The 16,608-nt window shown below is 71.4% G+C and carries 20 protein-coding genes; 11 read left to right on the top strand and 9 right to left on the bottom strand.

Annotated features, from left to right (window positions below; all coding sequences use genetic code 11):
- The first annotated feature begins 1 nt into the window (after position 1).
- Positions 2–868: a DUF6999 family protein gene (locus ABEA46_RS14520; RefSeq protein ID WP_425563190.1), complete on the top strand. Its 867-nt coding sequence runs from the start codon at positions 2–4 to the stop codon at positions 866–868.
- Positions 869–877: 9 nt separating this feature from the next.
- On the opposite strand, the gene ABEA46_RS14515 is transcribed toward ABEA46_RS14520, so the two are convergent.
- The 3 genes from ABEA46_RS14515 to ABEA46_RS14505 all read right to left on the bottom strand — a co-directional run bounded on the left by ABEA46_RS14515 (position 878) and on the right by ABEA46_RS14505 (position 2,776).
- A complete protein-coding gene (locus tag ABEA46_RS14515) occupies positions 878–1,375 on the bottom strand; it encodes an O-acetyl-ADP-ribose deacetylase (protein WP_345545275.1) in 498 nt (165 codons plus the stop codon).
- Between the two features lie 92 nt (positions 1,376–1,467).
- The gene (locus ABEA46_RS14510; protein ID WP_345545273.1) at positions 1,468–2,283 is read right to left on the bottom strand and encodes a CPBP family intramembrane glutamic endopeptidase; all 816 of its coding nucleotides are present in this window, start codon (positions 2,281–2,283) and stop codon (positions 1,468–1,470) included.
- A 97-nt stretch (positions 2,284–2,380) separates the two neighbouring features.
- Positions 2,381–2,776: a DUF5684 domain-containing protein gene (locus ABEA46_RS14505; protein WP_345545271.1), complete on the bottom strand. Its 396-nt coding sequence runs from the start codon at positions 2,774–2,776 to the stop codon at positions 2,381–2,383.
- Positions 2,777–2,898: 122 nt separating this feature from the next.
- Here ABEA46_RS14505 and ABEA46_RS14500 point away from each other — a divergent pair, with 122 nt between their 5' ends.
- On the top strand, positions 2,899–3,246 hold the full coding sequence (locus ABEA46_RS14500; protein WP_345545269.1) for a UBP-type zinc finger domain-containing protein: 348 nt from the start codon (positions 2,899–2,901) through the stop codon (positions 3,244–3,246).
- A 21-nt stretch (positions 3,247–3,267) separates the two neighbouring features.
- Entirely contained in the window at positions 3,268–4,905 is a 1,638-nt protein-coding gene (locus tag ABEA46_RS14495; RefSeq protein WP_345545267.1) for an FAD-dependent oxidoreductase, read from the top strand.
- Here the strand turns inward: ABEA46_RS14495 and ABEA46_RS14490 are convergent.
- The 4 genes from ABEA46_RS14490 to ABEA46_RS14475 are packed head-to-tail and all read right to left on the bottom strand — an operon-like array spanning position 4,902 to position 7,085.
- Complete coding sequence (locus tag ABEA46_RS14490) at positions 4,902–5,135, bottom strand: globin family protein (RefSeq protein WP_345545264.1); 234 nt, start codon at positions 5,133–5,135, stop codon at positions 4,902–4,904. The genes ABEA46_RS14495 and ABEA46_RS14490 overlap by 4 nt on opposite strands.
- Before the next feature lie 26 nt (positions 5,136–5,161).
- A complete protein-coding gene (locus ABEA46_RS14485; RefSeq protein WP_345545263.1) occupies positions 5,162–5,638 on the bottom strand; it encodes a DUF3237 domain-containing protein in 477 nt (158 codons plus the stop codon).
- Positions 5,635–6,144: a MarR family winged helix-turn-helix transcriptional regulator gene (locus ABEA46_RS14480; RefSeq protein WP_345545261.1), complete on the bottom strand. Its 510-nt coding sequence runs from the start codon at positions 6,142–6,144 to the stop codon at positions 5,635–5,637. The genes ABEA46_RS14485 and ABEA46_RS14480 overlap by 4 nt, the downstream gene beginning before the upstream one ends.
- Entirely contained in the window at positions 6,141–7,085 is a 945-nt protein-coding gene (locus ABEA46_RS14475; RefSeq protein ID WP_345545259.1) for an FAD-dependent monooxygenase, read from the bottom strand. The genes ABEA46_RS14480 and ABEA46_RS14475 overlap by 4 nt, the downstream gene beginning before the upstream one ends.
- A 223-nt stretch (positions 7,086–7,308) precedes the next feature.
- On the opposite strand from ABEA46_RS14475, the gene ABEA46_RS14470 reads away from it, so the two are divergent.
- Together ABEA46_RS14470 and ABEA46_RS14465 are read left to right on the top strand one after the other, a co-directional pair.
- Positions 7,309–8,289, top strand: coding sequence for an aldo/keto reductase (locus ABEA46_RS14470; RefSeq protein WP_345545258.1), 981 nt, complete (start codon positions 7,309–7,311; stop codon positions 8,287–8,289).
- The gene (locus ABEA46_RS14465; protein WP_345545257.1) at positions 8,289–8,663 is read left to right on the top strand and encodes a DUF2255 family protein; all 375 of its coding nucleotides are present in this window, start codon (positions 8,289–8,291) and stop codon (positions 8,661–8,663) included. The genes ABEA46_RS14470 and ABEA46_RS14465 overlap by 1 nt, the downstream gene beginning before the upstream one ends.
- On the opposite strand, the gene ABEA46_RS14460 is transcribed toward ABEA46_RS14465, so the two are convergent.
- Positions 8,650–9,549 carry a helix-turn-helix transcriptional regulator gene (locus tag ABEA46_RS14460; RefSeq protein WP_345545256.1) on the bottom strand — a complete coding sequence of 300 codons (900 nt, stop codon included), beginning with the start codon at positions 9,547–9,549 and terminating at the stop codon, positions 8,650–8,652. The genes ABEA46_RS14465 and ABEA46_RS14460 overlap by 14 nt on opposite strands.
- Positions 9,550–9,631: 82 nt before the next feature.
- Here ABEA46_RS14460 and ABEA46_RS14455 point away from each other — a divergent pair, with 82 nt between their 5' ends.
- A complete protein-coding gene (locus ABEA46_RS14455) occupies positions 9,632–10,186 on the top strand; it encodes a hypothetical protein (RefSeq protein ID WP_345545254.1) in 555 nt (184 codons plus the stop codon).
- A gap of 24 nt (positions 10,187–10,210) precedes the next feature.
- Here the strand turns inward: ABEA46_RS14455 and ABEA46_RS14450 are convergent, their stop codons facing one another.
- Positions 10,211–10,963, bottom strand: a complete 753-nt coding sequence (locus ABEA46_RS14450; RefSeq protein ID WP_345545252.1) for a GntR family transcriptional regulator — start codon at positions 10,961–10,963, stop codon at positions 10,211–10,213.
- A 172-nt stretch (positions 10,964–11,135) separates the two neighbouring features.
- On the opposite strand from ABEA46_RS14450, the gene ABEA46_RS14445 reads away from it, so the two are divergent.
- The 5 genes from ABEA46_RS14445 to ABEA46_RS14425 are packed head-to-tail and all read left to right on the top strand — an operon-like array spanning position 11,136 to position 16,607.
- Complete coding sequence (locus tag ABEA46_RS14445; RefSeq protein WP_345545250.1) at positions 11,136–12,068, top strand: phosphate/phosphite/phosphonate ABC transporter substrate-binding protein; 933 nt, start codon at positions 11,136–11,138, stop codon at positions 12,066–12,068.
- 42 nt (positions 12,069–12,110) lie between these two features.
- The gene (gene phnC, locus ABEA46_RS14440) at positions 12,111–12,938 is read left to right on the top strand and encodes a phosphonate ABC transporter ATP-binding protein (RefSeq protein ID WP_345545248.1); all 828 of its coding nucleotides are present in this window, start codon (positions 12,111–12,113) and stop codon (positions 12,936–12,938) included.
- Complete coding sequence (locus tag ABEA46_RS14435) at positions 12,935–14,683, top strand: PhnE/PtxC family ABC transporter permease (RefSeq protein WP_345545246.1); 1,749 nt, start codon at positions 12,935–12,937, stop codon at positions 14,681–14,683. Before phnC ends, ABEA46_RS14435 begins: the two co-directional genes overlap by 4 nt.
- Entirely contained in the window at positions 14,680–15,825 is a 1,146-nt protein-coding gene (locus ABEA46_RS14430; protein ID WP_345545245.1) for a TIGR03364 family FAD-dependent oxidoreductase, read from the top strand. The genes ABEA46_RS14435 and ABEA46_RS14430 overlap by 4 nt, the downstream gene beginning before the upstream one ends.
- Positions 15,822–16,607, top strand: a complete 786-nt coding sequence (locus ABEA46_RS14425) for a phosphonatase-like hydrolase (protein ID WP_345545244.1) — start codon at positions 15,822–15,824, stop codon at positions 16,605–16,607. The genes ABEA46_RS14430 and ABEA46_RS14425 overlap by 4 nt, the downstream gene beginning before the upstream one ends.
- Position 16,608 lies beyond the last annotated feature (1 nt).

The following is a 16,608-nucleotide window of genomic DNA, read 5'->3' as shown; positions in this document are numbered from 1 at the left end:
GATGGCGAGGCGCGCGGTGCCCGAGTACGTGCGGTCGGATCCGAGCATGTGGGAGGCCATCTATGCCGACCCGTCGGTGCCGCTCGACCGTGCGCTCGTGCGCCAGATCATCGACGACCAGCGCCGGCTGTCGCGGCGCTGGCTCTACCCGATCGCCCGCGTGCTCTCGCGCGTGCTGGTCGCGCTGATCTCGATCGTCAAGCGGGTGCTGCCGTTCCGGTGGATGCCGCTCGGAACCATGGACCGGCTGTGCGTGTGGTTCCTCCGTCGGTTCGTGTCGCCCGACGCCGTCGAGCTGCTGATCCGGCATTTCGTGGTCGAGACGAACCTCGTGAACTTCATCATCCGCAACACCCCGGTCGACATGGCGCCGGTCACCCTCCGCCCCGAGACGCTGTCGGGCCTGGGCGACAACGCCGTCGTCGAGCACGACGTCAACGTCTACGACGTGCTGATCGCCCTCGACCAGGTGCCGCTCACCCGGCCGGAGACGCTCGACTTCTCGCAGCTCGACGTGCCGCGGCTCGACGCCGAACGCTGGCGCCGCCGCTATCTGCGCCTCGACATCCAGACGGCCTTGTGCTTCATGAACATCCCGTTCTCGATGGCGCTGACCGTCGAGGAGTACCGTCGCGCGGTGCACTCGATCAGGTTCGACGACTCGTTCCTCGAGATCCTGGCCCTCGTCACCGGCGATGACACGTTCCGCCACTGGAAGCTCGCGGGCATGAGCCTGTGGATGGACTCCAACGTCGACGTCCCCCGCATGGTCTACCGCCACGCGCTGGTGTGCGAGTACGCGCACGCGCGCCTGGTCAAGCTGAAGGGCGGCGTCTACCCGCGCGAGACGGCGGCCCGGTTCGACTGACGCGGCCGCTCAGCCCACGCGTGCGCGCAGGCGTTCGAACGTCGGGGCCGAGAAGGCCACCACGCGGATGTCGGCGACCTCGGTGTCAGCCGTCGTGAGCGTGTCGACCGCCGCGTCGACGGCGTCGCCGAGCGGCCAGCCGTAGATCCCCGCACTGATGAGCGGGAACGCGATCGAGCGCGCCCCGAGTTCGTCGGCCACCTCGAGCGAGCGCCGATAGCACGACACGAGCAGCGAGCGGTCGCGCTCGCCCGCGGCGAAGTTCGGGCCGACGGTGTGGACGACCCACCGGGCCGGCAGCTCGCCGCCCGTCGTCCAGCCGGCGTCGCCGGTGGCGAGGCCGTGCGGGAAGCGCGCGATGCAGTCGGCCAGCACCGCCGGCCCGCCCGCGCGGTGGATCGCGCCGTCGACGCCGCCACCGCCGCGCATCCGGCTGTTCGCGGCGTTGACGATCACGTCGACCTGCTGCTCGGTGATGTCGCCGAGGACGGCGGTCAGGGTGGCCACGGACCCAGTCTGGACCTCGCGGTCGGTGGCCGAAACAGCAGGAGAGTGGATGCCGCGGGCCGCGGCATCCACTCTCCAGAGGTTGTTCGGCGTCAGGCCGGCTTCTCGTCGAATGTCGGCTCGGTGGACGCGACCTTGCCGCGGATGAAGATCAGCAAGACCAGGCCCGTGACGATGACGACGATGTTGCCGAGACCGGCGATCGCCGTGAGCGCGCCGTCGGCGGGGTAGAGGGTCTGCAGGAACGTCGACGGATCGGTCGTCGCGTGCAGCAGGATCGGCCAGATCAGGTTGCCCGTCACGCGCAGCGCCAGATACATCAGGATGCCGAACGCGAACGTGTATCCGACCTGGAGCAGGGTCGGGAGCAGTGCCTGCCCGGTCAGCAGGTTGCCCGAATGCATGGCGGCGAAGAGCGCGGCGCTGACCAGAGCGACCGAGATCTCGCGGTAGCCGGCCTTGCGCATCAGGTTGACGACGTACCCGCGCGTCAGCGTCTCCTCGGCGAAGCCGATGAACAGTCCGGCGATGATCCATGCGACCACCACTCCGGCGCCCGCCTTGCCGTAGTCGACGGTCGCGAAGTGGAGCACGTTGAACAGCACCACGACGCCGACGGCGATCCACATCCACCACGAGCCGCGGATCGGCTGCGGACCGAACAGCTCCCGCAGCCAGCCCACCGACCAGCCGAAGACCACCAGGATCAGGCCGCCCAGTGCGATCGGCAGAACCGTCTCGAACCACACCAGCGCGGCGGGGTCGTCAGTCGACGCGGCCAGCGGCAGGAAGATGAACCCTCCGAGCTGGTAGAGGACGTAGTACACGACGACGAGCAGCAGCGAGCGCCACCAGCCGCCCTTGCTCCAGAACCTGCGCCACGGCGAGGTTGTCTCGTTCCCGGTCATGCCAGTCTCCTTTTCGAAGCAGCGCGACCTCCGAGAGCGAGCGGGAAGCGTGCGCTCCCGCTCGGTCCCCGGAGGCCGCGCGACGTTGCGGGTCGGGTTATGCCGAGGCCGGCTTGGTGTAGGTGTCGCTGCTGTACCCGGTGATGATGTAGCCGATCGGGTTCAGCAGGAACAGCAGGAAGAACGAGAACGCGCCGCCGTGTCCGAACGCGCGGCCGTTGCGCAGCGCGACGAGGATCCCGAGCACGATGTTGGCGATCGGGATGAACCAGAGGATGCCCAGCCACGCCGAGTAGCCGGCGATCTTGACGAGCACGAACAGGTTCACGATCGGGATGATGGCGAGCCAGCCCGGGTAGCCCGCCTTGGTGAACGTCTTCCAGAAGGCGATGATCGTGACGACCCAGTAGATCAGGGCCACGACGACGTACGCGAACACGGCGCCGGCCGAGACGCCCGTGCTGATGGGCTCGATGTCTTCGAAGAAAGTCATGCCTCGAAGATAGAGGCTGGGAACTTGCTGGGAGCGGAGATCCGAAGGTCGTGTCGGAAGCGCGCGACGAAGAGCGTGCCCAACCTGCCGGGACGACGGCCGTGCGGGCTAGCATCGCGAGCATGACCCTGGACCAGATCGATCCCAGTGCGGCGCCGTCGGGGCAGGGCTGCGCGGAGTGCGAAGCGATCGGCGGATGGTGGGTGCACCTGCGCCGCTGCGCCGAGTGCGGTCACATCGGCTGCTGCGACACGTCGCCCGCGCAGCACGCGACCGCGCACTTCCACGACAGGGGCCACCGGTACATACGCAGCTTCGAGCCCGGCGAGGAGTGGTTCTGGGACTACGTCGCCGAGGACTACATCGACGGTCCCGCACTGGCGCCGCCCGAGTCGCGTCCCGAATCGTGGCCGTCGCCCGGACCGTCGGGTCGGGTGCCCGACGACTGGCGCCGGCTGATCCACCGCTGACGGTACGAGCGAGGCGACGAGATGAAGCAGCCCCCGATCGAACGACTGGCGAAGCCGGCGCTGTCGGACGCGCAGTGGGTGCGGCTGATGTCGTTCGGCGAGCCCCACGACGTCGCCGAGGGCGAATACCTGTTCCGGGCCGGCGATCCCGAGTACGACATGATCCTCGTCGACTCCGGCGAGGTGCAGATCGTGCGCGACGCGCTGTCATGGGTCGAAGAGACGGTGGTCGGCACGATGGGTCCGCGCTCGTTCGTGGGCGAACTGGCTCTGCTGAACGGCCAGGGCGCGTTCCTGTCGGCGCGCGCGACGCAGGCGGGCCGCATGCTGCGCGTGAGCCGCACGCGCCTGCGCCTGCTCATGGCCGAGGATGACGAGTTGTGCGACATCGTGCTGCACGCGCTGTGGGCGCGGCGCGAGATGCTGCGCCGCGGCCCGGCGGCACTCACCCTCAAGCTCGTCGGCGCGAGGTCGTCGCGGGACTTCCTGTCGCTGCGGCGCTTCGCCGAGCGGCTCGACCTCGTGCACACCGCGATGGAGCTCGCACCCGGCGGCCTCGATGTGCTCGCCGACCACGGCATCACCGCCGACGACCTGCCGGTCGCGTTCATCCAGGGCGAGCCGCTGCGGCGGGCGACGCCCGGGACGGTCGCGGAGCGGCTGGGGCTCAGCTACCAGGCGCACGCCGACGAGGTGGTCGACCTCGTCGTGGTCGGCGGTGGTCCGGCCGGACTCGCGGCCGCGATCTACGGGGCGTCCGAGGGGCTCAGCACCGTGCTGCTGGATGCCGTCGCGCCAGGCGGCCAGGCGGCGGCGACGTCGCGCATCGAGAACTTCCTCGGGTTCCCGTTCGGGGTGAGCGGCGGCGACCTCATCGGTCAGGCGTCGCTGCAGGCGCTGAAGTTCGGCGTGCGGGTGTATGCGCCGTGCGAGGCGCGCGAGCTGCGCGCGTCCGGCGGCACCCTCGACATCACCCTCACCGATGGCCGCGTCATCCGGGCGCGCACCGCCATCGTCACCTCCGGCGCCGCGTACCGCACGCTCGACCTGGAGCGCTGGAACGACTTCGAGGGCGCCGGCATCTTCTACGCCGCCACGCCTCTCGAGCTGCGCCAGGTGTCGGAATCGCCTGTCGTGGTCGTCGGCGGTGCGAACTCGGCCGGGCAGGCGTCGCTCTTCCTCGCGGCGAACAACTGTCCTGTGCACCTCGTCGTACGCGGCTCGGATCTCGGCACCCGCATGTCGTCGTACCTCGTCGACAGGCTGCTCGAAGACCGGCGCATCGAGGTGCACACCGGATCGCGCGTCGTCGGGCTCCACGGGGGAGCGACGCTGGAGCGGGTGAGCATCGACTCGATCGGCGACGTCGCGGCGCGGGGTCTGTTCTGCTTCATCGGCGCCGAGCCGGCAACGTCGTGGCTGGGCGAGCTGGACCGGGATGCCGACGGATTCCTCCGCACCGGCACCGACGTGTCGGTGCAGTCGCTCGAGCGCTGGCAAGGTCTCGGCCGTGAGCCTCTGCCGTTCGAGACGTCGGTGCCGCGCATCTTCGCCGCCGGCGACGTGCGACGCGGATCCATGAAGCGCGTCGCCGCCGCGGTGGGCGAGGGGTCGAGCGCCGTGGCATCGGTGCACCGCGCGCTCGCGGACTTGCGTTAGGCGCCCGTCGACACCAGCCGCTTCAGTCGCTCGTACGCCTCGTCCATGCCGGCGTTCGCGAGTGTGCCGTGGCCGGGGATCACGACTGCCGCCCGGCCGACGTAGGAGGCGAGCGCGGCGACGTACGAGGGCAGGTCGCCCGGTGCGAAGCCGGTGGGGACCGACACGACGGGGATGACGGCGCTCGTCGCGACGAGCACGCCGTCGGCGACCTCGGTCAGCTCACGCATCCGTCCATCCTCGTCCGCAGCGCCGATCAGGTCACGCGGTACGCGCGGTAGCGCACCGTGTTCGCCTCGCGAATGCAGGATGCCACGAACACAGCGTGCTGCAGGTGCTCCAGCCTCGGCGCAGACGTCTCGACGGCGACCGTCGTGCGGAAGTAGTACGCGCCCGGGTCGACGTCCTCGCCACGGCCGAGCGCCGCGAGCACCTCGGCGGGGCCGGTGCGCACGCCGACCGCCTGCAGGTACACGCGCTCGCCGGCGGGGGTGACCGCGGTGTAGCGGCCGTCGATCTCCATTGCGCCATCGGGCCGCACGCGCTGCCAGTCGGCGCCGCCCGGCTCGATCGCCGCGGTCCACGGTTCGTCGCCGAGACCGGTGACGGCGCCGCCCAGGATCGCGATGACGCGGCGGTGACCGGCCCGGGTCACGCCGTGGTCGGCGATGGGGCCGAGATCGACGACGACGTCGAACGCCGGCTCGAGCGCGGGGACGGTGGGCTCGGTCATGCGGCCTCCTCGGGGTCGACGTCGGGTCGCGGCGCGGCAGACCCGCCGCGCTGCTGGGTCACGAGGACGTCGCGCAGGCGCTCGAGCGCGGGCACGGCGCCGGCGAGCGCGGCCAGGTCGCCCGCCGACAGGCGGGTCGCGGCATCCGTCATGATCGCGGCCGACGCGGCATCGAAGCGCTCGAAGTACCCGAGCGCGTCGGGTGAGGCGGCGACCTCGACGCCGCGCCGGTCGTCGGTGCGGGGCTGTCGGGTGACCAGGCCCGCGCGCTCCATGGCGGCGAGCAGGTTGCTGATGGTGGAGCGGCCGAGTCCGAGCGTCGTCGCCAGTTCGCCGGGGGCAGCGACAGTGCCGCGGGGCAGGGCGCGGAGCACCTCGATCTGCGCGTCAGGGATGTCGGGCAGCCCCTCGCGCTCACGGGCCGCCGCCAGCAGCGCGCGGCGCAGCGGCGAGACGACGGCGGTGAGCCGTGCCGCGTCGAAGGCGCCCGCCGATCGGGCGGTCATCGGCGCACCGTGAGCGACGAGCGCTCGTTGAGGGCGTCGGGGTGGAATCCCGCCGCGCGCTTGTAGTCGGCGGCGATCGCGGCGAGCTCGTCGGCCGGGATGACGTCGTGGATGTCGGCGAACCCCTCGGGCGCGCGCTCGCGCGCGAGCAGCATGACGCGTTCGGGCCCGGTCTGCCGCGTCATGTCGAGCAGTCTCGCCGTCGCGGGGCGCCGCACCTCTTCATAGGCCGCGAGGGCCTGCTCCGGCGAGTCGGCACCCGCCAGATGGAACGCGAGGGTGCGCGCGTCGAGGATCGCCTGCGAACCGCCGTTGGACCCGTTGGGATACATCGCATGCGCCGCGTCGCCCAGCAGAGTGGTGCGCCCGAACGACCATTGCGGCAGCGCGTCGCGGTCGACCATCGGGTACTCGAGGATCTCGTCGGCCGCCGCGATCGTCGCGGGCACGTCGAGCCAGTCGTACGTCCATTCCCGGAACAGCGCGACGATCGGCGCGGGATCGACCGCGCGGTTCCAGTCCGCGTCGGGTGAGCCCTCGCGGCGCCGCTCGGCGATGAAGTTGACGCGCTGCCGCCCGTCGGCGCCCGGCGCGTCCAGCGGGTAGGCGACGAACTTCTGCTCGCCGTCGCCCGCCATGATCATGGTGCGCCCGTCGAGGAACGCCGGCACCACGCTCGTGCCGCGCCACAGCGTGAGGCCGCTCCACACCGGCGCGCCCTCGTCGGGGTATCGCAGGGCGCGAAGAGTCGAATGGATGCCGTCAGCCCCGACCAGGACGTCGGCCTCGACGCCGACGGGCCCCCTGCCGGTCGCGAACCTCGCCGTGACGGCATCCGTCCCGTCGTCGACCGATTCGAGACGGTGACCGAGACGGACCACGTCGCCTAATCGCTCGGTGACGGCGGCGAGCAGTTCGAGCTGGAGTCGTCCGCGGTGCACCGACAGGTGGCGAGGCCGCCGATGCCGGCGCCGGCGATGGCGATGCGCATGTGAGACTCCTTCGTCTGTCGTCCCACATAGTTTTGTTTATGAACTACTTGACTGTCCAGCCTGAACGAGGGGTTCTCGCGGTACCTGTCACGACAGGCACTCCCGTGGGCAGGCTGGACGCGATGGAATGAGGATGCCGCGGGGAGCGTCTCGGGCGGCACGAGGAGGATCCATGCACACCAGGAAGCTCGGTCAGGGACTCGAGGTCTCGGCCGTCGGCATCGGCGCGATGGGCATGTCGATGAGCTACGGACCCAACCCCGGAGACCGCGACGACATGATCGGCGTGCTGCGGTACGCCGTCGAGCAGGGCGTGACCTTCATCGACACCGCCGAGGTGTACGGGCCGTACGACAACGAGGTGCTCGTGGGTGAGGCGATCGCCCCCATCCGCGATCAGGTCGTGGTGGCCACCAAGTTCGGCTGGAACATCGTCGACGGCAGGATGCAGGGCACCGACTCGCGGCCCGAGCAGATCCGCCGCGTCGCGGACGCATCGCTGCAGCGGCTGGGCGTCGAGAGGATCGACCTGTTCTACCAGCACCGCGTCGACCCGGACGTGCCGATCGAAGAGGTCGCCGGCGCCGTCGCCGAGCTGGTCCGCGAGGGCAAGGTCAAGCACTTCGGCCTGTCCGAGGCCGGCGCGCAGACGATCCGCCGGGCGCACGCGGTGTTCCCGGTGACGGCCGTGCAGAGCGAGTACTCCCTGTGGACCCGCGACCCCGAGGCCGAGGTGCTGCCGACGCTGGCCGAGCTCGGCATCGGATTCGTGCCCTTCAGCCCGCTGGGCAAGGGGTTTCTCACCGGGACCGTGTCGGCCGATGCGACGTTCGCCGCCGGCGAGATCCGCGGCCGCGTGCCGCGCTTCCAGCCCGACAACCTGCGCGCCAACCAGGCGATCGTCGACGGTGTGCGCGAGGTCGCCGCCGCCCGCGGTGCCACGCCTGGCCAGGTGGCGCTCGCGTGGCTGCTGTCGCGGCATCCCTTCATCGTCCCGATCCCGGGGACCCGCCGTCGCGAGCGCGTCGACGAGAACGCCGGATCGACCGCCGTCGCGCTGTCGGCCGACGACGTCGCGGCCCTCGACGCGCTGGCTGCCGCGGTGGCGGGCAATCGCTACGACGACGCCGGCATGGCGATGGTGGGTCTCTGATGGCCGGGTGGGACGAGGACGACCTGCGCCGCATCGGCGCGGCCACCGAGCTGCGCGTCGCGTCGCGGCGGTCCGACGGGTCGCTGCGGCCGTACGTGACGATCTGGCATGTCGCGGTCGGCGACGCCCTCTATCTGCGCTCGGCGCACGGTCCTGAGAACGGCTGGTTCCGCCGCGCCGTGCGCTCGGGCACCGGGCGCGTCTGGTCGGGCGGGGTCGAGCAGGACGTCACGTTCCGGCTCGCCGACCCGGCCCTCGGCCCCGAGGTGACCTCGGCGCTGCACGCCAAGTACGACCGATATGGCCCGGGCCCCGTCGGGGCGATCACCGGGGTGGATGCCGCCCGCACGACACTCCTGGTCACGCCGGAGTGATCGTGCCCGCCGAGTTCGCGTCGGTCTGGGCGAACTCGGCGGCCTGGGTCACCGCCCACGACGCGAGCAGCTTGAGCGCGTCGGACGACGGCGAGCCCGTCGGCGCCGTGTAGACGTTGAGCACGAGGCCGGGTTCGCTCGGCAGGTCCATCGACTCGTAGTTGAGCTCGAGGTCGCCGACGACCGGGTGGTGCAGGCGCTTGACGCCGCTGCGATGGAACTTCACATCGCGCGAGGCCCACCGCTCGCGGAACAGCTCGCTCTGCGTCGACAGCTCGCCGATGAGCCTGATGAGCTCAGGATCGTGCGGGTTGCGGCCGGCTTCGAGGCGCAGCATCGCGGCGGAGTCGTGGGTGATGGCGTCCCAGTCGCGCCAGAACTCGCGCGCGGCGGGGTTGAGGTACGCGAACCGCGTGGTGTTCACAGGCCGGCGCGGGTCGTCGAACACCGGGGCATAGAGCGCGCGGGCGAGCAGGTTCGCGGCCAGGATGTCATGCCGGCCGTTGCGCACCCATGCGGGAGCCTCGGTGATCGCCTCGAGCACCTGCATGACCGCGGGGCGCACCGTCGTGGGCGTGCGGCGCTCGCCGCGCCGGGCGGGGCCGGCGGCCCGGGCCAGGTCGAACAGGTACTCGCGCTCGGCCTCGTCGAGCTGGAGCGTGCGGGCGACGGCATCCAGCACCGCATCGGACGCCCCCGACAGGTTGCCGCGCTCCAGTCGCACGTAGTAGTCCACCGACACCCCGGCGAGCATCGCGACCTCTTCGCGGCGCAGCCCGGTCACGCGGCGGTTGCCGCCGTAGGCGGGGAGCCCGGCCTGCTCGGGGGTGATGCGCGCTCGCCGCGAGCTCAGGAACTCCTTCGCCTCGGCACGGATGTCTGTCATGCCTCCACGCTATGTCGCATGTCCCTGCGGCGACAGGCACTGTCAGTGCCCGTCGGCGCGCAGGTCACCGCCGCGTGCTACGGTGACCCCGATAGCGCCTAGGGTTCCGGAGTCACGGCTCGACTGGTCCGAGCGGCGCCACGACCGGCCGCCCTGTCGGCGGGTCGTCATCCTCGGCGCGTTCGGCGGCGACGGCAGCGTCGACCTGCGGGGCTTCGCGCTCGGCATCGCGGTGTCGGCGGCTCTCCACGTCTTCTACATGCTCGTGCTGCAGCGCGGCTACGCCGTCGGCAACCTGTCGACCGTGTACGCGACGGCGCGGGGGAGCGGGCCGCTGCTCACCGTGATCGTCGCCGTCGCCGTGCTGGGGGAGCGCCCGTCGCCGATCGCACTGGTCGGGATCGCCGCGATCCTCGTGGGCGTCATCGGCATCGGCTTCGTCGACCGCAACGGCGGTGCGGCGCAGGCGCGGCGCGGTGTCGATCCCGCCATCGTGTTCGGGCTGCTCACCGGCGCGGCGATCGCCGCGTACACGCTGTGGGACGCGCACGCGCTGCGCGCCTGGCACATCTCACCGGGTGCGCGGCTGGCCGCGTCGGCGGTGGTGGTCGCGGGGATCGCGCTGCTGGCGATGTGACGGGCGGGCGGCGCGGCGGGCGCGTCAGGCGCTGCCGAGCGGGCGCACGTACGCGTCGCCCTGGCGCGACCGGCCCGAGGCCGACACCGTGAAGCGGACGATGTCGCTCAGGTAACGGTCGTCGGATGCCTCGAACGTGCGGCCGCCGGCATCCCGGGTCACACGCCGCAGCCGCAGCACCGGAGCCCCCAGGGGCACGCCCAGCAGCCGGCTGTCGGTGTCGTCGGCGCCGATCGCGTCGATCTCGTGGTCGACGTCGGCCGAGGCGGTGCCCTGCTCTTCGAGGTACTCGGTGATCGAGACGGTGTCGAGATCGACGCCGAACAGCACGCGGCCCACCGGTTCGATGTAGGTGAGGCGCTCTAGCATCGTCGCGCGGTCGTCGAGCAGGCGCAGGCGCAGCACGTCGACCACCAGGTCGCCCTCGGCGATGCCGAGCAGCGAGGCCTTCTCCGCGTCGGCCCGGCGCAGGCTCACCTCCTGCGTGCGAGCGCCCGGCACGGCGCCGATCTCGCGCGCCCAGCGGGTGAACGGGATCGAGACATCGACGGCCTGGTGTGCCTTGCGTGCGGTGACCCGCGCCGGACGGCCCCGGGTCGTCTCGATGAGACCCTCGTGGCGCAGCGTCGCCAGGGCGTTGCGCACCGGACCTCGAGACGTGCTCCACCGCTCAGCGAGCTCGGCCTCGGTGGGCACGTCGTCACCGGGCGAGAGGCGGCCGCCGACGATCTGCGCGCGGAGGTCGTCGGCGATGAGCTTGTACACCGTATCTGCCACATAGGCATACTACTCGCGGCCAGGGTCGGCAGCATCTTGGCGGGGTGATTGTTCGCCTGCGCGTGACTTGGGTGAACAACCCTTGAACAATCGTGACGTAGGTACATTTCTCGTCCGGGTGAGTGCAAGAGTTCTGGAGGTTCTTCCTCCCTCCCTCACCCGAAAGGTCGTCATGAACCTCCGTGCAACCCACGCGTCGATCGCCCTGGCCGGCGCCGCACTGCTCGTCCTCGGTCTGTCGGCGTGCTCCGGCACCGCCGGTGCCGCCGAAGACGATGCCGCCACCGCAGCGACGGCCGGCTATGCCGTGGACTCCGACACCCTCGTCTTCGGGGTCGTCCCCGACTCGGCCGACACCGAGACCAACTATCAGCCGCTCATGGACTACATCGCGCAGGAGACCGGCAAGACCGTGGAGTACCACGAGTCGACCGACTACGCCGCGCTCATCGAGGCCGCGATCGCCGGCAAGATCGACGTCGCGTCGTTCTCGGGCTTCACCTACGTGACCGCGACCAACAACGGCGCCGAGCTCACCCCGATCTCGTCGATCGTCACCGATGAGGGCCAGGAGCCCGGCTACTACTCGCAGGCGATCGTGCCCACGGGCAGCAGCATCACCTCGCTCGCCGACTTCAAGGGCAAGAAGGTCTGCTTCGTCGACCCGTCGTCCACCTCGGGCTACCTGTTCCCGTCGTACAACCTGCTCGAAGAGGGGATCGACCCCGAGAAGGACGTCACCGCGGTGTTCGCCGGCAAGCACGACGTGAGCGTGCAGAAGGTCGGCGAGGGTGTCGAGTGCGAGGCCGGCTTCGCCGAAGACAGCGAGGTGGAGAAGTCCGACAAGGTGAAGGTCATCGAAGAGACGATGGTGCCCGGCGCCCCGCTCGTCTACGCGAACGCACTGCCCGACGACGTGAAGAAGCAGCTCGTCTCGATCCTCGGCGAGGTCACGATCGACGACATCATCGCGAGCGGCGTCGACAGCGCCGACACCGACGGCTTCCGCAGCGTCTTCTACGCCACCAAGCCGGTCGACGACGAGTACTACGACCTCATCCGCGACATCTGCCAGAAGACGAACGCCACCCAGTGCCAGGGCTGACGCCCGCACGCTGACAGCACCCGCACGAGGACCCGAGCAGCCATGAACACCACCGCACCCGAGACTGTCGTCCGCCTGGACGGTGTCACCAAGCGCTTCGGCGCCACCACCGCCCTCGATGACGTCACGCTCACCGTGGACCGCGGAGAGATCGTCGTGCTGCTCGGGCTCTCGGGCTCGGGCAAGTCCACCCTGCTGCGGCACCTCGACGGGCTGGAGTCCCCGACCTCCGGCTCCGTCGAGGTGCTCGGCGAGGATGTGCCGAAGCTCTCCGGCCGACGACTGCGGACCCTGCGCAGCCGCGTCGGCTTCATCTTCCAGCAGTTCGAGCTCGTGCCGTCGCTGACGGTGCTCGAGAACGTGCTGACCGGATCCCTCGCCGGCGTGCGCGGCCCTCGTCTCGGTCTCTGGTCCTACGCCAGGGCGAGCCGCCTCGCCGCCCTCGGGCACCTCGACCGCGTGGGTCTCCTCGACCGCGCGTACCAGCGCGCCGACACGCTGTCGGGCGGGCAGCAGCAGCGCGTGGCGATCGCCCGCGCACTGATGCAGAACCCGAGCGTGCTGCTGGCCGACGAGCCGGTCGCCTCGCTCGACCCCGAGTCCAGCGACCAGGTCATGGCGCTCATCCGCGAGATCGCCGCCGACGAGGGCCTCACGGTGGTCTGCAGCCTGCACCAGGTGGATCTCGCGATCTCGTGGGCCGACCGCATCGTCGGCCTCCGTCACGGCGGAGTGGTGCTCGACCTGCCGACCCGCGACCTCACGAAGACGCAGGTGATGGAGATCTACGGCCGCGTCGCCACGACCACCGCCGAGCTGCGCGCGGTGCAGGACGAGCTCCTCGAGACCGACGCGGAGCCGGTGCGATGACCACCACCGTCGATCGTCCCCGCGTGACGCCGGGGCTCGCGTCCCTCGCCGAGCGCGCGCCGAAGCGCCCCGTCTCTCCCGAGCGCGTCGCCGCGGGACTCACCCTCGTCGCCCTCGTGGCCGTGTCGATCGCCGCGCTCAGCGAGGTCGACATCTCGCTCCCCGACATGGTCGCCAGCTGGGGCAACGCCGAGCGCTTCTTCGCCCGGGTCGGCGCCCTCAGCTTCCCCGAGCCCGCCGAGCTCGCGTGGCTCATCGCGCTCACCCTCGGACTGGTGCTGACCGGCACACTGCTCGCCGCCGCCCTGTCGGTGCCGATCGCGTACCTCGCGGCATCCAATACGACTCCCGGCAACGGCTGGCGGGCCGCGGCCCGGTTCGCGGGCGTCCTCGCGCGGTCGCTGCCGGACGTCGTGCTCGCCATGGTGTTCGTCCTGATGTTCTCGCTCGGCGCGCTGCCCGGCATCCTGGCCATCGGCATCCACTCGATCGGCATGATCTCGAAGATGTTCGCCGACGCGATCGAGCAGATCGACGAGGGGCCGCGGCTCGCGATCCGCGCGGCGGGAGGCTCGCGCGCGCAGGAGTTCTTCAGCGGGATCCTGCCCCAGGTGCTGCCGTCGTGGGTGGCCACGGTGCTGCACCGCAACGACATCAACCTGCGCGGCTCGGTCGTGCTCGGCTACGTCGGCGTCGCGGGGCTCGGCCTGGAGATGTCGTACGCCTTCAAGTCGCTGAACTACGGACTGGGCCTCGGCATCGCGCTCGTGATCTTCGTGCTGTGCGTCGTGATGGAGATCGTCTCCAGCGTCGTGCGCGCCTGGATGCTCGGCCGCGCCGGCGACCGCCGGACGTGGGCCGATCGCCTGGTCGGACGTCGCGTCGCGCGGAAGGACCGCGTGGATGCCGCCGCCCGCGATATCGCTCCGGCTCCGGCCGCCTGGGCGCAGAGCCCGCAGACGGCGCTGCGCCGGCCGTGGACGCGCGAGCGTGTGCGCAACGTCGTCGCCGGCGGGCTCGCCGTGGCGATCGTGGTCGCCGGAGTCTGGGTGTGCCAGATCAACTGGGGCGACTTCCTGACCTTCTGGGCGAAGATCCCTGCCGTCGCCGTGCAGTTCTGGCCGCCGACCTTCGGCGTGTACGGCCCCGAGGTGATGTTCGAGGCGCTCCGCGAGACTGTCGCGATCGCGCTCGCCGCGACGCTCCTCGCCCTCGTGCCGTCGCTGCTGCTCGGCTCGTTCGCGGCACGCAACGTGGCGGCCGGCGCGGGCGTGCGCGGCACCGCGAGGTTCGCGCTCGTCGGGATCCGCGGCATCCCCGAGATCATCCTCGCGATCGTGCTCATCGTGATCACCGGGCTCGGCATGCAGGCCGGCACGATCGCCCTGGCCGTCGGCGGCGTGGGGCTGCTCGGCAAGCTCATCGCCGACTCGTTCGAAGAGGTCGACCGCGGACCCGAGCGCGCCCTCTTCGCGACCGGTGCCACTCGCCTGCAGGTGTACGCCGGTGCCACGGTGCCGCAGGGATCGCGTGCGCTCATCGGGCACTCGTTCTACCTGCTCGACACCAACATCCGCGCGGCCACGATCCTCGGCATCGTCGGCGGCGGCGGGGTCGGCTATTACCTGCTCAACGCCAGCCAGGGGGCGAACTACGGCATGGTCACGGCGATCGTGCTGATGATCCTCGCGACGGTGCTCGTCGTGGAGGGCATCGCGATGTGGATGCGGAAGGTGTTCCGATGAACCGCTCGTTCGACGTCGCCGTCGTCGGCGCCGGCATCGTGGGGCTCGCCTCCGCGTACGCCGCCGCCCGCCGCGGGCAGCGCGTGGTCGTGATCGACCGGGCGTCCGAGACGCTGGGCGCGACGGTCCGCAACTTCGGGCACCTGTGCATCGGCGCCCAGACCGGACTGGCGCGCGAGTACGCCGACGCGTCGCGCCCGCTGTGGCTGCGGCTTGCCCGCGATGCCCGCTTCTGGCTGCGCGAGTCCGGGACGCTCGTCGTCGCGCGTCACGACGACGAGCTCGCGCTGCTCGAAGCGGCGGCCGCGGACGGCGGCATCGACCTGCTCTCGGCGGCCGAGCTCGAGGCCCGCGTGTCGGTGCGCGGCGCCCTCGCCGTCGGCGGTGCATGGATCCGCCCCGATCTGCAGACGGATCCGCGGTCGGCGGCCGCCGCCATCCGGGCGCACCTGGAGTCGCTGGGCGTCGAGTTCCGCACCCGCACCTCGGTGGGAGCGGTCCGCACCGGTCGCGTCGAGACGACGCGAGGACCGGTGGATGCCGCACACGTCGTCGTCGCGGTGAATCACGACCTCGACCAGCTGCTGCCGGACCTCGCGGAGTCCGTCGGCGTCGTGCGCTGCGGGCTCGACATGCTGCGCGTGCGAGCGGACGCCGCATCCCTCTCCGCACCGCTGCTCACCGGATGGTCGCTCCTGCGGTACGGGCGGTTCGCGGGGCTCGATGAGGCGGTCGTCGTTCGCGAGCGCCTGCACGCCGAGCGCCCCGACCTCGCCGCACTGGACCTCAACCAGATGTACACCCAGCTGCCCGACGGCTCGGTGATCGTCGGCGACACGCACTACAAGGGCGTCGGCATCGCGCCGTTCCAGCCCGAGACGGCCGCCGCCCTGCTGCTCGAGGAGTTCGAGACGCTGTTCGGCGCACGCCCGCGCGTCGTCGAACGCTGGCAGGGCGTGTACGCCAGCGGACCCGACGAGTTCCTCGTCGCCGAGCCCGAGCCCGGCGTGATGGTGCTCGCGGCCACGACCGGCATCGGCATGACCACCGGGCTCGGCCTCGCCGAGACCGTGCTCGCTCCACGATTCGGCGCCGTCGCCGAGCTCGCCCCGACCCCCATCCCGGAAGGATCCCCCCGATGACCGTCCCCGCCGCCGCACACGTGAGCGCCACGACCGCCTCTGCCCGCCCGCTCGCCCCTGTGGAACTCATCGTGCTCGACATGGCCGGCACCACCGTGCGCGACGACGGGGTCGTCGAGCGCGCGTTCGAGCGCGCCGCCGCCGAGACCGGCGTGGCCGAGCGGATGCCGTGGGCCGAGGCCCTCGACTACGTGCGTCGCACGATGGGCCAGTCCAAGATCGACGTCTTCACGCACCTCGCCGACGGCGATGCGGTGCGCGCCGAGGCGGCGACCGCGGCGTTCGAGCGGGCGTACGCCGATCTCATCGCGACGGAGGGAGTCGAGCCGATCCCGGGTGCGCGCGAGACGCTCGAGGCGCTGCGGGCGGCCGGCATCTCTGTCGTGCTCACCACCGGATTCGCTCCGGCCACGCGGGACGCCATCCTCGACGGGCTCGGCTGGCGTGCTCTCGTGGACGCCGCGCTGTCGCCCGTCGACGTCGGTCGCGGTCGCCCGGCGCCCGATCTCGTGCTCGCGGCACTGCTGCGCACGCAGGCGTCGGCGGTGGCATCCGTCGTCGTCGTCGGCGACACGACCAGTGACGTCGCCGCGGGCCGTGCGGCCGGCGCCGGGCTCGTGGTCGGTGTGCTCAGCGGCGCACACGACAGTGCTGCGCTCGCCGACGCGGGAGCGGATGCCGTCGTGGACGACGTGACGGCGCTCCCCGGCCTGCTGGGGCTGCCGGCTCTGCGGCGGCTGCCGTCGCCGGTCGCGGTTGCGCCGCTCGGAATCGACGCCTGAC

Source organism: Microbacterium jejuense, assembly GCF_039544225.1.
Taxonomy (GTDB): domain Bacteria; phylum Actinomycetota; class Actinomycetes; order Actinomycetales; family Microbacteriaceae; genus Microbacterium; species Microbacterium jejuense.
Note: the sequence above shows the minus strand (reverse complement) of the source record. Positions and strands in the feature narration are given on the sequence as shown.

Coding starts and splice junctions, on each gene's coding strand:
- ABEA46_RS14460 (WP_345545256.1), bottom strand. CDS start 9,549: ATGACAGACATCCGTGCCGAGGCGAAGGAGTTCCTGAGCTCGCGGCGA.
- ABEA46_RS14470 (WP_345545258.1), top strand. CDS start 7,309: ATGCACACCAGGAAGCTCGGTCAGGGACTCGAGGTCTCGGCCGTCGGC.
- ABEA46_RS14435 (WP_345545246.1), top strand. CDS start 12,935: ATGACCACCACCGTCGATCGTCCCCGCGTGACGCCGGGGCTCGCGTCC.
- ABEA46_RS14505 (WP_345545271.1), bottom strand. CDS start 2,776: ATGACTTTCTTCGAAGACATCGAGCCCATCAGCACGGGCGTCTCGGCC.
- ABEA46_RS14520 (WP_425563190.1), top strand. CDS start 2: ATGGCGAGGCGCGCGGTGCCCGAGTACGTGCGGTCGGATCCGAGCATG.
- ABEA46_RS14430 (WP_345545245.1), top strand. CDS start 14,680: ATGAACCGCTCGTTCGACGTCGCCGTCGTCGGCGCCGGCATCGTGGGG.
- ABEA46_RS14510 (WP_345545273.1), bottom strand. CDS start 2,283: ATGACCGGGAACGAGACAACCTCGCCGTGGCGCAGGTTCTGGAGCAAG.
- ABEA46_RS14500 (WP_345545269.1), top strand. CDS start 2,899: ATGACCCTGGACCAGATCGATCCCAGTGCGGCGCCGTCGGGGCAGGGC.
- ABEA46_RS14480 (WP_345545261.1), bottom strand. CDS start 6,144: ATGACCGCCCGATCGGCGGGCGCCTTCGACGCGGCACGGCTCACCGCC.
- ABEA46_RS14425 (WP_345545244.1), top strand. CDS start 15,822: ATGACCGTCCCCGCCGCCGCACACGTGAGCGCCACGACCGCCTCTGCC.
- ABEA46_RS14465 (WP_345545257.1), top strand. CDS start 8,289: ATGGCCGGGTGGGACGAGGACGACCTGCGCCGCATCGGCGCGGCCACC.
- phnC (WP_345545248.1), top strand. CDS start 12,111: ATGAACACCACCGCACCCGAGACTGTCGTCCGCCTGGACGGTGTCACC.
- ABEA46_RS14490 (WP_345545264.1), bottom strand. CDS start 5,135: ATGCGTGAGCTGACCGAGGTCGCCGACGGCGTGCTCGTCGCGACGAGC.
- ABEA46_RS14445 (WP_345545250.1), top strand. CDS start 11,136: ATGAACCTCCGTGCAACCCACGCGTCGATCGCCCTGGCCGGCGCCGCA.
- ABEA46_RS14495 (WP_345545267.1), top strand. CDS start 3,268: ATGAAGCAGCCCCCGATCGAACGACTGGCGAAGCCGGCGCTGTCGGAC.
- ABEA46_RS14485 (WP_345545263.1), bottom strand. CDS start 5,638: ATGACCGAGCCCACCGTCCCCGCGCTCGAGCCGGCGTTCGACGTCGTC.